Below are 12,215 nucleotides of genomic sequence, written 5' to 3'. Positions count from 1 at the left end.
AGCACAGCCTGTGCGAGTTCCTCTTCGGCTGCGGTGACAGCGGCCCGTGCTTGCGTGACGGTGTCCGCTGCGCCATCAAGGGCATCGAGGAGAGCCTGAACGGGACTGGCTGGGGGAGCACCATCGTCGATGTCGTCATCGGTGAGGTCTAAGGTCAGTTGGTCACCGTTGTCAGCGTGCGCAAAGTGAGGAACAGGCTGCGGCTGCTGTCGCGGAGGAATCACGCTGCTCCGTTCGGGTGCGGTGGATGCGTAGGCGGCCCAGGTGTTGCCGGCGTCCGCAGCATGTTTTTGGGTGACTTGGTCGCTGTATCCGAGCATCTCGGCGACCAGGGGAGCGGGGACCTGGGCGACGAGTTCCTTCAACGCGGTGTTGCGTGAGCCCAGCGTGTTGATGCCCACCCATCGAAGCCGGTGCATGATCGTTTGTGGGTCCAGGTGCCAGCCCGGTCTGCTGCTGGGGAACATCCAGGGGGTGCCGACGGCTCCGCCGGTGGTGCGCAGATTGGGTCGATGGCGAAGGTGGTAGTTGAGCTGTGAGGCGAACGGTTCGGGCACCGGGATGGGCTGTTTGCCCAGCGCGATGAGCGTTTGCCCGTCGGCTTGGGAGATAACGGTGCTCTGCAGGGCAGCGATTTTGGTGAGTGGTTGTGCGTAGAGCAGCACGAGGACGCCGGCCACGCGATAGGGAAGGCTTTCGGCGTTGCCGGTGAGCAGTTCCTTGAGCCAGGCCAGTCGCTGTTCTTGGGTGATTGTCGGGGTTGTTCTGGCCTGCCGGAATCCGATCTGCACTCCGGTATTGATCCTGCTGCTCTTGGCCCAGACGAAGAATGTTCTGATCAAGTGGCGGGTGGTGGGTCCCGATGCGAGATATTCGTCGACGTCGTGCTGTGTGCAGTCCACGGCGGTGCGGCCATGGGTGTTCTCGAGCCAGGTGAGGAATTTGATGGTCTCGGTGATCTCTTGTTTCGCGGATCGCTTCGGTCCGTCGGATGATTGGCCGGGCTGGGACTCACTGCGTAACCGACGTAGGTGGTGCCAGGTGGCGAACTGCTCAATCGGTGCGCGGACTGCCGGTGAAGCGACGGCGCCCAGTTTGGCGCTCAACCATTCTTCGAAGCGTGCCAGGTGTTCGTCTCGTGGTGGGAGCAGTCCATGGTGCTCCAGGATCGATCGTAGGTGGCCGATGTGTTTGCCGCGGCCCGCTGCAGTGAGGCCGTCGTGGGTGAGTGGTATTGCGCCGGAGGTGATCCCGCCGAGCATTTCCAGGACCTTCTGGCTGCGTTTCCAGGTCAGGATGCTCTCGGGCCGGTCCACGCCGCACAGTACTTCGATGAGGGTCTCCATCGCGGCAGAGTCTGCCGGGTGGTGCAACAGGATCCGGCAGAGGTCATCGCGCAGTGCGCATCGGGCGCAAACGCCGTTGCGGTAGATCTCGCCTTCCTGTTTGCAGGTCCGGCAGGTGAAGTTGCCGGGGATGCCGGAGCAGGTCAGGCAGACCGGCCGTGGGTCGGTGTGGTTCGCGCGTCCTGGTAGGACGCCATCGTGGCCGCAGAGCGGGCAGATGCCATGCGTGCGCATCGCGGCGTAGAAGCAGCTGTGGCAGAGCTGATCACCGGGCCAATACACCCGCAGTTTGTTGGCCATGCGGTGGCACCTGCTGCACTCTTGGTCACCATCAGTGACCGGTGGCCTTCCACGTCGTGTCGAGCGGGGCTTTGGGTCAATGGTCATCGGTGATGACTCGGGCGCGCCGTGGTCGGACCGATTTGTTGAGTTCGACGACGTTCGGCGCGGGCGGGGTCGTGCCCGAGGCGGTCTTGCGGCGGCGGACGTCGGTGGCGGTTACTGTGACCAGGTCTTCGACGCCGCAGCCCAGGATGTCGCACAACGCCGCCATCAGCTGCAGTGAGACACGTTCGGGCCGTTGATGAACGACGCGGTACACCTGGGGCCGGGACAGCTGTATCCCACGCTCGGCGAGCCGGGGGATCAGGTCGGTGCTGTTGTGCATGCCATGAGCGGCCATGAGCTCGGCCAGTCGCCAGCTGTAGTCGACTTCGCGTTTCATGAGGTTTCCTCTCCCAGCGAGAGCGCATCCTTGATGGTCTGGTCGAGCACGCGGCGCAGGGTGCGGGTCCGAAAGTCGCTGCCAACACTGGTGTACAGCGATGTGGTGCTGGCGAATTCGTGGCCGGCCTGGTCCTGGACGAACTTGGCGTCCCAGCCGTCCTCGATGAGGTGGGTGATGTAGGAGCGGCGAAACGAATGCAGATCCAGGCCCTCGGCCAGGCCGAGATCTTTGCAGTAGCGCCGAAACCGGCGCAGCAGGGTGTTCTCGGCGACCAGTGAGCCCCGCTCACTAGGGAACAGATCGATGCTGTCGTCGATGTAGGGCTGGCCGTGAGCCAGCCAGTCGGCGATGATCTCCGGCGTCCAATCGAAGACTGTCAGCACGGTGCGACGCTTGGGCGGCGAACCCTTCTTGGCCTTGCCGTAGCGGACCAGGACCGCGCCGTAACGGCCGAACTCCGCGGCATGGGGATTGCGGGAGAAGTCGACAGTCTGCAGGTGGCGCAGCTCGTTGAAGCGCAGCCCATAGGAGTAGGCGACCTTGAACATCACCGAATCCCGGTAGGCCGGCAGCCACCCCTTCCTGTTCGAGTTGGCGATCAGCGTGACCTGATCATCGGCGTGGTCGAAGAAAATCTGCAGCTCCTGCTTGGTGAACGGCCGCTTCTCGGGGGACTGCTCATTGTCCTGGACGTGCGTTGCGGTGTTCCAGGCAAAGAACACCTGCGCGGGGTGCGTACCAAAGCGCTGTTCGCACACCCGGTCCCAGCCATAGTCAGGATCGGCAATATAGGAGCAGAACAACCGCAGCCCGTTCTGGTAGCCCCGCACGGTGGACTGCTTGACAGCCTTGATGCTGCGGAGGTCACCGAAAAACTCCTCGACGATGGCCGGCGTCCACGACCAAGGGAACTCGTTGGTGTCGGCGATGAAGCGGCGGACGAGTGCGATCCGACCGGCGATCGTGTCGTGATCGAGGTTTCGACATAGTTGCTGGTTGCGCCACCCATCCAGCATCTCGTCGACGGTTTGGACCTCGGGATGCAGCAGGGGGACCGAGCCGACGAGGTACACGCGACCGCTCTTATCGACAGGCAAACCGGCCTCCAGGCTGTCTCATCTGATGCATCATTGAATCATCTAATGAATCATTACCACATCGGTGCAGGTAGAGCCATCGCTTCCAGGAGGCTTTTATCAGCGCGTCGAGGCGACCCCGCGCAACTACCGGCGTAGCAGGCCCGTCGTGTTGACCCACAACTTCAGTGGGCCAACGACTTTCGCCTGGAATCCCCGGAATGACGGCGCCCATGCCAATCGGGGCGATCGGGCCGGAAATGATTCATCTGATGAAAACGGAGACTTTAACCTGACATAATTACTTATTATCGGCTAAATATTTGGCTAGTTATGGGCCAAGATTTAGGCTAGTATCGGGCCATGAAGACGGTACCGCTCAGTGAAGCCAAGGACAAACTCTCCGCGCTGGTCGACGAGGCAGACAGCACGCACGAGATCATCCGTATTACTCGACACGGTCGGGCCGCCGCGGTCTTGATGTCCGCAGACGACCTCGACTCGCTCAATGAGACCCTGCACGCGCTGCGGACCCCGGGAATCGTCGACGAGCTCAACCAGGCCGACGCCGACTACGCTGCCGGCAACACTGTCACCGGTGAGGATCTGCGCAAACGCTACGGCCTGTCGTGAGTGGCGACCAGCCATGGTCGGTGCGGCTGGCGCCCAGTGCTGTCCGGGCGCTCGATCGACTGCCACACAAAGTCGCGGCCGCGATCGCCGAGTTCGTCACCGCAACGCTGTCCACGGATCCATACCGGATGTCCAAGCCGCTGCGTCACGAGCTGGCCGGCTGGCGGGTGGCCCGGCGAGGCGACTATCGCGTCACGTTCCGGATCCTCGACGACGACCACGCGCTCCTCATTGGTCGTGTTGAGCACCGGGCGCACATCTACCGCCCCACCTAAGCTATCCAGGCGCACCGCAACAAATCGTCACCGTGACGAATTCTCCTGTATGGCAGTCGGAATCGCGGCGGAACTACCGAGTTGGCGTCCGTGCTGTCAGTTCTCATCCGATCTGAAGCATTCTCATTTGATGTGACACATCGGCGCGCCTTTCTCATTTGATCTGATACAGCCGGTACCGTTCTGGGCATGTCGATGCTGGCCGGTGATGCTGTTGCCGCGGGCCGGTGCGATGCGGTGTTTGAGGTAGCCGACGTGGATGGGACTTCCCGTCTTCCATTGGAGTTGGCTCATGGGATCCGGTTCGATGTCGATTGCGAGCCGGTGCGGTCGTTTCCGTCGTTTCGTGGGCAACGGAATTTTCCTGGGCTGTGGTGGTTCGCGACGACGCGCCGGCACATCGGTTATGAATCGTGGGTTGAGCGGGATCAGCTGATGGCATTGGATGCTAATCCTGAAACCGTTGGCGTTGCCTCCCAACCTTTTCGGCTGCGATGGCCCGATGGCCGTCATCATGTGCCCGACTACTACGCTCGCAGATCCGACGGCACGGTCGTGATCGTCGATGTTCGTCCCGATGACCGGATTCCTGAGTCTGATGCGGAGTTGTTCGCCCGCTCGGAGGTCGTGTGCATTGCGGCCGGCTGGCAGTACCGGCGCGTCGGTGTATTGGACCCTGTGCTGGCGGCGAACCTGCGGTGGCTGTCTGGGTACCGGCATCCGAGAGCGTTGCGACCTGGCGTGGCGGCAGAACTGTTGAGCTGTTTCGCCCGCGAGCAGCCCCTTCTGGAGGGCGCGACGGCGGTGGGCGACCCGCTGGTGGTGCTGCCTGTGCTGTTCCATCTGCTCTGGCATCGACGCTTGGTGGTCGATCTGTCCCGGACGGTCCTCGACGATCGGACGGCAGTGAGCGCGGCAGCGTTATGAGTTCGCTTCGAGGCGGTGTGATCCGTGAAGGCGATGAAATCCGTCTAGGTTCACGGGTTTTCACGGTCGCAAGTCTGGCCGGAGGATCGGTACGGCTTGTCGACGCTGTTGGTGAACGCACAACCGTTCCCCTGTCGATGGTATTGGCCGATTCGACTCTGGAGGTTCTGGCGGGGTCACGACCGGTGCTGTGGTCTGTTGAGGCGCTCGAAGGTGTCCCCGAGGAGGTCGCTGATCGCGCACGATGGTGGGAGCAGCACATCGTTGAGGTATTGACCGGGCGCCGACCCGAAAGTCCGCCTGGGCAGCCAATCCGGCCAGAGTTCGATCCGGCGGTCCGATCCCTTCGCCAGAGGGAGCTGACCAAGCTTGAGGAGCTTCGAGCAGCCGGTCACGATCTGGCGTTGATCACCCTGCAGCGTCAGCGATCTCGCTACGAGGCCAAAGGTCTTCTGGGATTGGTGGACGGCCGCTATCTCGCCAAACGTCCAGTGTTGGGCCGTGTCGATGAGCGTGTCGTTGCCGTGGTCCGGCGTCTGATCGACAACGAAACTGAGCTATCAACCGGCACGGTGAGCAGACTTCAGCGCAAGCTGGAGAAGGCGCTGTTGGCCGAATACGGTCCCGACGACGCCCCGAAGGCCCCGTCACAGGCGACCTTCTACCGGCTCGTCAAACGCCTGGAGGAAGGCAAACACACCTTCGGTTCCGCCCGTACTCGCAGGTCATTGGCCAAGCAACCCGACGGCCCCTTCGGCACGGTAACCGCGGCCCGTCCCGGTGAAATGGTGGAAATCGACTCCACCCCGCTGGACGTGCGGGTGGTCCTTGACGACGGTGTAGTCGATCGGGTGGAGCTGACCGCCATGGTCGACAACGTCACCCGCTCGATCCCGGCGGCAGTTCTGCGGCCCACCACCAAGGCCGTCGATGCCGCGCTGCTGTTGGCCAAGGCGCTGACCCCAGAGCCGATGCGCCCGGGTTGGTCCGATGCGTTGCGGTTGTCACGCTCGGTGTTGCCGCATCGGCGTTTGACCGATATCGATCAACGGCTCGCCGATGCCGCGGCTCGCCCGGTGATCGCTCCCGAGACCATCGTCTGTGATCACGGGAAAGCGTTTCTCTCCAAGACATTTGAGCAGGCGTGCTGCTCACTGGGCATCAACCTGCAACCCGCTCATCCGGATCAGCCCACCGACAAACCGAAGGTGGAACGCACCCTGCAGTCGGTGGGTACATTGTTCGCCCAGTATGTCGCCGGGTATGTCGGTTCCAGCGTGGAACGTCGCGGCAAGAACGCCGACCAGGACGCAGTGTGGTCGCTGGTGGAACTGCAGGCGTTGCTCGATGAGTGGCTCGTCGCGGTGTGGCAGAACCGTCCCCACGACGGACTACGTGACCCGGTGACCCCGGGCAAAGCGCTGACGCCGAACGAGAAGTTCGCGGCCCTGGTCGAAGTCGCTGGTTACGTCCCGGTGCCTCTGAGCGCTGATGCTTACATCGAGTTGTTGCCCGCGACGTGGCGCACCATCGGCTCAGCGGGTATCCGGGTCAATCACCGGACCTACGATGCCCGGGCATTGAACCCGTACCGGCGAGTCGACTCTGGGGTTCGTTCCCGCAACGGCCGGTGGGAGGTTCATTACGACCCCTATGACGTCTCTCAGATTTGGGTTCGCAATCACCACGACGACGGTTGGATCACCGCGACCTGGACCCACATGCGCACCGCTGCAGTGCCGTTCGGGGACACCGTGTGGAAACAGGCCCAAGCGATCGTCGCCGAAAGGGGCGCAGATCCGGTGACCGAAGCCGAGATCGCGGCGGCGGCCGACGCCCTGCTGGACCGTGCCGAACGCGGCCCCGACACCCAGCAGGACCCGCCAGCAGCTCGACGCGCAGCCGCCAGGGCCCGATCCATCCCCGAGCCGTCCTGGCCACACCCCAGTGTCGAGGGCACCAACCAGAACCAGGAACCGTCTGAGGTGAGCACCGACAGGCCAGCGAACTCCGACGATGACGATCTTGCTGATGTCATCCCGTTGCCGGTGTTCGACGCACGTAAGGAGGCCGAGCAGTGGCATTGGTGAGTCCGATCAGTCAACTCGAGGAGCGCCGGCAGCCGACGACAACCCTGGAAGGGTGGCGACGGTTCATTGACGCTGACCGGCCTGAATTCACCTTGCTGCCCGACCAAGACTGGTCCGATCTCGACGATGCTGATCGGATCGCCTACAACGAGGCCAGGGTGGCCCACCATTCCGAGCTCGTCGTGGTGACCACCTCGGCGATCCAGAAGATCACCAACGAGGGTCAGCTGCTCACTTTGCTGAATCAACGCGAGATCGGCGCCCGGCGAGGGCTGATCGTCTCCGGTGGCGCAGCCACCGGAAAGACCACGGCCATCAAACAACTCGGCCGGTTCCACGAACTTCGGATCCGCACCCGTTACTCGGACAAAACCCGCATCCCTGTCGTCTACGTGACCGCTCCACCGAAGGGCTCAGCACGCAAGCTCGCAATGGAATTCGCCCGCTTCCTCGGGCTTCCACCGGTACGACGGATGAACGTCACCGATATCGCCGACGCGGTGTGCCAAGTGCTCATCGATGCGCGTACCGACATAGTGGTCGTCGACGAGATCCATAACCTCAATCTCGATACCCGTGCCGGAGAAGAACTTTCCGATCACCTCAAGTACTTCACCGAACACCTGCCCGCGACCTTCGTCTACGCCGGCATTGACGTCGAACGCTCCGGAGTGTTTACCGGTACTCGCGGCCGCCAGCTTGCCGGGCGCTGCGGTGTCATCAACACAGCGGCCTTCCCGTATGGGCAGGAGTGGCGGGCTCTGGTCGCCGCGATGGAGGGAACCCTGCGACTGCACCGACACGAGCCGGGCACGCTCGTGCGCCAGACGAAACACCTGCACCAGCGCACCGGCGGAATGATCGGAAGCCTCGCCCACCTCATCCGCTCGGCAGCCATCCGGGCAATGCTGGACCACACCGAACACATCGACCGCGAGGGCTTGGACAGCGTCCTCATCGACTACGCGGCTCAGGCCTCAGCCCAACGCAGCGCCGGATAGCAGTGATCACCGACTGGCCCCGACTCCCACCACGACCACTTCCGCAGTCAGTCACCGCATTTCGCGATGAGACCGTGTACTCCTTCACCACCCGACTCGCCCACGCCAACAGAATCCCACCCCAAAGCCTGCGCGACTACGCCGCACGCGAGAGCCATTACGTCGACCCTGAGCGCCTCGCCCGCCTCAGCGGCTACCCACGACATGTCCTCTGCGCCCGACTGCGGGGCCTGACCGCTGATGAACGTGATCTCACCCGCCAGCGGGCACGTGCCCGCCCGATTTGCCGGTACTGCACAGCACGGCGAGGGGTGCCCCAGCCGGTCCATTGCTGGTTGCCCGACCACCTCACCGTCTGTCATCGCCACGGCCGCTGGATTGGCCCCTCCGCCCAGCGATGGGACGATCAGATGTCACTGAAACACCATCCAGCTGTTGCCCGATCTGCCAGGGCACATCATGCCCTGGCCAAGCGCAATGCCCCCGACATCGTTGAGCTAGCGATCAACGACGCATCACGTATAGTGCTGCGGCAGCGCCGATTCCGACGGGATGACGGTCTCGGTGATAGCGCGGCCACCGGTATCGCATTACGGGGGCGATGGGCCAGCATCTCAACGGTCAACCTGCACATCGCCACCTACGTCGAAACAGTCCGGATGGCCGCAGTCATCATTGACCAGCGGCCAGCATTGTTGAACCGCACCGGCGATCCCAGTGTCGCCCGCGTAGCTCTCTTGGCAGCCGCGAACGCAGTGTTCGGCGCCGAGGATGAGACGGCGACCACCGCGGCCCTCGACGGCTGGCTGAACAACCAGCAGATCATCCGGAAGTCCCGCGATAAATCAATGATCGTTCATACCTGATGCAAAAGTCTTTATCTTGCAACCATATTCGTAGGAAAACCCATTGCCAGCCGACCGTGAGGCATACGTAGATGGAAATACTAGACGAGCTAGAAAGCTAGGCCGCCGATCAGGATGACAATACCCAGTCCGATCAGAACAATCGGGAACAGGATGTGTTCCCATCGTTCGAGGATCTCCGCGATCGGGCGGCGGGTGGCAACATATCTGGCGATGACCACCAGCACCCCGACGAGAAGAAGGAAGACGACGCAGTAGGCCACGACGGCTGCGTGTCCGACGCTGAGGAAGACCGGGACGTAGACGCCGACGTTGTCGCCGCCGTTGGCGAAGGTCACGCCAGCGACCGCCCAGACGCTGACGGTCTTGCCCGCAACCTTCGCGTCACCATCATCGTCACCGTTTCCGCGCCAGGCTTGCCAAGCCGCCTTCAGTCCCAGGGCGAGGGGGATGAGTCCGAAGAACGGGATGACGTCGGGCGGCAGGAATGCGCCCGCACCTAGGGTCACGAGGACGGCGGCGCCGAGAATTCCAGCGAATCCCAGGTATTGGCCGGCGGTGATCCGGGAGGTGGTCCCGCGTTGTCCTGCGCCGCGGGCGAAGAACAGTGAAAGCACGATGATGTCGTCGATGTTGGTGACGATGAACAGCCCGATCGCGGGCAGAACCGACGACAGGATCATGGGTGTGTGCCATCGGTGGTCACGACGGGGCACCCACTGCGGTCGCGGTGGCTAGGTTGGTTGACCGCTGTGCGGTGAGTGCGGTCAGTGCTGTGGTGCGGCCGGCGCGCACACCGTTGGCGATGACCACGATTTCGGCGAGTTCATGGACGAGCACGACGGCGGCCAACCCGAGCACCCCGAACAAAGCCAGCGGCATCAGCACAATGATCAGTCCGAGGGATAGGCCGACGTTTTGCAGCATGATCCGTCGGGCGCGGCGGGCATGGGTGAATGTTTGTGGCAGGTGGCGTAGGTCTTCACCCATGAGTGCGACGTCGGCGGTTTCGATGGCGACGTCGGTGCCCATGGCGCCCATCGCGATGCCGAGGTCGGCGGTAGCCAGTGCGGGGGCGTCGTTGACGCCATCGCCGACCATCGCGGTGGGGCGCTGGGTGCGGAGCTGTTCGATCAGTCGGGCTTTGTCTTCGGGGCGCAGATCGGCGTGCACGGTGTCGATGCCGACTTCGCGGGCCAGGGCGGCCGCGGTGGCGTGGTTGTCGCCGGTGAGCATCGCCACCTGGTAGCCGTCGCGGCGCAGCTGGGTGATGACTTCGGTTGCCTCGGGCCGCAATTCGTCACGCACGGCGATGGCACCGATCACCTGTCCGTTGTCTTCGACCAGGACGGCGGTGGCTCCGGCCTGCTGCATCCGGGTGACCTCGGCGGTGAGCGGACCTCGGTCGAGCCAGCCGGGGCGGCCCAGCCGGATGCGGTGCCCGTCGCGGTGGCCGGTGAGTCCGGCGCCGGTGACTGCCTCGACGTCGGCGGCGGGGGTGACGGTGCCGGCGGCGGCCAGGATCGCCGCGGCCAGGGGGTGTTCACTGCGGGCCTCTACGGCGGCCGCGAGGTCCAGGACGTGCTCGGGGGTGACGTCGGGGGTGGTGGCCACCTCGATGACGGTGGGCCGGTTGGCGGTGAGGGTACCGGTCTTATCCAGGGCGACCCCACGGATCCTGCCCAGCGCTTCCAGCGCGGCGCCACCTTTGACCAGGGCGCCCAGCTTGCTGGCGGCGCCGATGGCGGCGACGACCGTGACCGGTACCGAAATCGCCAGAGCACAGGGCGAGGCGGCGACCAGCACCACCAGAGCGCGTTCGATCCAGGTGGCGGGGTCACCGAGCAGGCTCCCCGCGACGGCGATCAGGGCGGCGGCGATCATCACGGCGGGGACCAGGGGTTTGGCGATGCGGTCAGCCAAACGTTGGGCGGCGCCCTTGCGGGACTGCTCGGCTTCCACGATGCGCACGATGCGGGCCAGGGAATTGTCCTCGGCGGTGGTGCTGACTTCTACTTCGAGGGCGCCGGCTCCGTTGATCGACCCGGCGAACACCTCATCACCGGGGCCGGCTTCAACGGGCACTGATTCGCCGGTGATGGCCGAGAGGTCCAGGGCGGTGCGGCCCCGGGTGATGATGCCGTCAGTGGCGACTCGTTCTCCGGGTTTGACGACCATGAGGTCACCGATGCGCAATTCTGTTGGCGCGATGGTTGTTTCGGTGCCGTCGCGGCGAACGGTGGCCTCATCGGGCACCAGCGACAGTAGTGCGCGCAGTCCGCGGCGGGTGCGGGCCAGCGAGTATTCCTCCAGGCCTTCGCTGATGGAGAACAGGAACGCCAGCATCGCGGCCTCACCGACCTCGCCGAGCAGCACCGCGCCCACGGCGGCGATGGTCATCAGCGTGCCGACCCCGATCTTGCCCTTGGCCAGCCGCCCCAGGGTGGACGGCACGAAGGTATAGGCGCCGGCCAGCAGCGCCGCTGCCTCCAACGTGAGCACCACCGGGTCGGCGGCGCCGACCAGGTTGGCGATCAACGCCGCCAGCAGCAGTACCCCGGAGAGCGCGGCGAACTGCAATTCTGTGATCTGCCAGAGCCGTTCGGGTTCACGCTCCTGCTCCTCGGCGCTGCGGGGTTCGTCGCTGCCGCAGCCACAGGCATCGCTCATTGCCGCGTCTCCTCGGTGTCGATCGCCGCACCCCGGGCGCCGGTTCCATAGGTGGGACACAACGCCACCGCGTTGCCGGTGGCCGCCAGCAGCGTTTCCGCCGCAGCGAGCACGTCCAGCAGCTCGGGGCGAGACAAGGAATAGAACACCTGACGGCCTTCTGGGCGGCCGGTGACCAGCCCACAGTCCCGCAGGCACGCCACGTGCGCGGAGACGGTGGATTGCGCCAACCCCAGCTCACCGATCAGATCGACAACTCGCGCCTCCCCGTCAGCCAGGCGGCGCACGATCGTCAACCGCGTCGCATCGGAGAGACTGTGGAACAGTGCCACCGCGGCATCGAGGTCGGACGTGTTGCCGGCCAGGCAGGTGTCCCGCTTATTCATCGTCACACAACGATGATAACCATCGAAGCCGATTTAGCGAAAGGGGCGCATTCGTGACAGCCATTCTCGGAGCTGCTCCCGGTCGCGGCGAGCGTCGCAGACGAATTCGGTCGTGCATCAGATCGGCTGATAAAGCTGGTCAAGTGGAATTCTCATCCGATCTGATACACCGCAGTTCAGCTCACTGGTCCTGTGTCAGATCAAATGAGAACGGACAC

11 protein-coding genes and 1 pseudogene are annotated in these 12,215 nt (G+C 64.0%); 6 read left to right on the top strand and 6 right to left on the bottom strand.

What is annotated here, in order from left to right; all coding sequences use genetic code 11:
* Positions 1 to 245 precede the first annotated feature (245 nt).
* The 3 genes and pseudogenes from ACNQR1_RS36400 to ACNQR1_RS36390 form a co-directional block, all read right to left on the bottom strand.
* A pseudogene (locus tag ACNQR1_RS36400) lies at positions 246 to 1,646 on the bottom strand (hypothetical protein); the annotation flags it as partial.
* 76 nt (positions 1,647 to 1,722) lie between these two features.
* Positions 1,723 to 2,070: a helix-turn-helix domain-containing protein gene (locus ACNQR1_RS36395; protein ID WP_033725363.1), complete on the bottom strand. Its 348-nt coding sequence runs from the start codon at positions 2,068 to 2,070 to the stop codon at positions 1,723 to 1,725.
* A complete protein-coding gene (locus ACNQR1_RS36390; RefSeq protein WP_033725362.1) occupies positions 2,067 to 3,170 on the bottom strand; it encodes a tyrosine-type recombinase/integrase in 1,104 nt (367 codons plus the stop codon). The genes ACNQR1_RS36395 and ACNQR1_RS36390 overlap by 4 nt, the downstream gene beginning before the upstream one ends.
* 342 nt (positions 3,171 to 3,512) lie before the next feature.
* On the opposite strand from ACNQR1_RS36390, the gene ACNQR1_RS36385 reads away from it, so the two are divergent.
* The 6 genes from ACNQR1_RS36385 to ACNQR1_RS36360 all read left to right on the top strand — a co-directional run bounded on the left by ACNQR1_RS36385 (position 3,513) and on the right by ACNQR1_RS36360 (position 8,941).
* On the top strand, positions 3,513 to 3,782 hold the full coding sequence (locus tag ACNQR1_RS36385; protein WP_368569691.1) for a type II toxin-antitoxin system Phd/YefM family antitoxin: 270 nt from the start codon (positions 3,513 to 3,515) through the stop codon (positions 3,780 to 3,782).
* On the top strand, positions 3,779 to 4,057 hold the full coding sequence (locus ACNQR1_RS36380; protein WP_368569689.1) for a type II toxin-antitoxin system RelE/ParE family toxin: 279 nt from the start codon (positions 3,779 to 3,781) through the stop codon (positions 4,055 to 4,057). Before ACNQR1_RS36385 ends, ACNQR1_RS36380 begins: the two co-directional genes overlap by 4 nt.
* A gap of 195 nt (positions 4,058 to 4,252) precedes the next feature.
* A complete protein-coding gene (locus ACNQR1_RS36375) occupies positions 4,253 to 4,984 on the top strand; it encodes a TnsA-like heteromeric transposase endonuclease subunit (protein WP_235718637.1) in 732 nt (243 codons plus the stop codon).
* A 137-nt stretch (positions 4,985 to 5,121) separates the two neighbouring features.
* Entirely contained in the window at positions 5,122 to 7,074 is a 1,953-nt protein-coding gene (locus tag ACNQR1_RS36370) for a Mu transposase C-terminal domain-containing protein (protein WP_036372924.1), read from the top strand.
* Positions 7,062 to 8,075, top strand: coding sequence for a TniB family NTP-binding protein (locus ACNQR1_RS36365; protein ID WP_011891572.1), 1,014 nt, complete (start codon positions 7,062 to 7,064; stop codon positions 8,073 to 8,075). Before ACNQR1_RS36370 ends, ACNQR1_RS36365 begins: the two co-directional genes overlap by 13 nt.
* Positions 8,076 to 8,077: 2 nt before the next feature.
* On the top strand, positions 8,078 to 8,941 hold the full coding sequence (locus ACNQR1_RS36360; protein WP_011891571.1) for a TniQ family protein: 864 nt from the start codon (positions 8,078 to 8,080) through the stop codon (positions 8,939 to 8,941).
* A gap of 89 nt (positions 8,942 to 9,030) precedes the next feature.
* Here the strand turns inward: ACNQR1_RS36360 and ACNQR1_RS36355 are convergent, their stop codons facing one another.
* Genes ACNQR1_RS36355 through ACNQR1_RS36345 form a run of 3 tightly spaced genes read right to left on the bottom strand, consistent with a single transcriptional unit; the run spans position 9,031 to position 12,003 of the window.
* The gene (locus ACNQR1_RS36355; RefSeq protein ID WP_011894055.1) at positions 9,031 to 9,624 is read right to left on the bottom strand and encodes a cadmium resistance transporter; all 594 of its coding nucleotides are present in this window, start codon (positions 9,622 to 9,624) and stop codon (positions 9,031 to 9,033) included.
* A 19-nt stretch (positions 9,625 to 9,643) separates the two neighbouring features.
* A complete protein-coding gene (locus ACNQR1_RS36350; protein WP_011891568.1) occupies positions 9,644 to 11,611 on the bottom strand; it encodes a heavy metal translocating P-type ATPase in 1,968 nt (655 codons plus the stop codon).
* Positions 11,608 to 12,003, bottom strand: coding sequence for an ArsR/SmtB family transcription factor (locus tag ACNQR1_RS36345; RefSeq protein WP_063840634.1), 396 nt, complete (start codon positions 12,001 to 12,003; stop codon positions 11,608 to 11,610). The genes ACNQR1_RS36350 and ACNQR1_RS36345 overlap by 4 nt, the downstream gene beginning before the upstream one ends.
* Positions 12,004 to 12,215 lie beyond the last annotated feature (212 nt).

Origin of the sequence: Mycobacterium sp. 48b (genome assembly GCF_048282725.1) — a bacterium.
Lineage (GTDB): Bacteria > Actinomycetota > Actinomycetes > Mycobacteriales > Mycobacteriaceae > Mycobacterium.
Note: the sequence above shows the minus strand (reverse complement) of the source record. Positions and strands in the feature narration are given on the sequence as shown.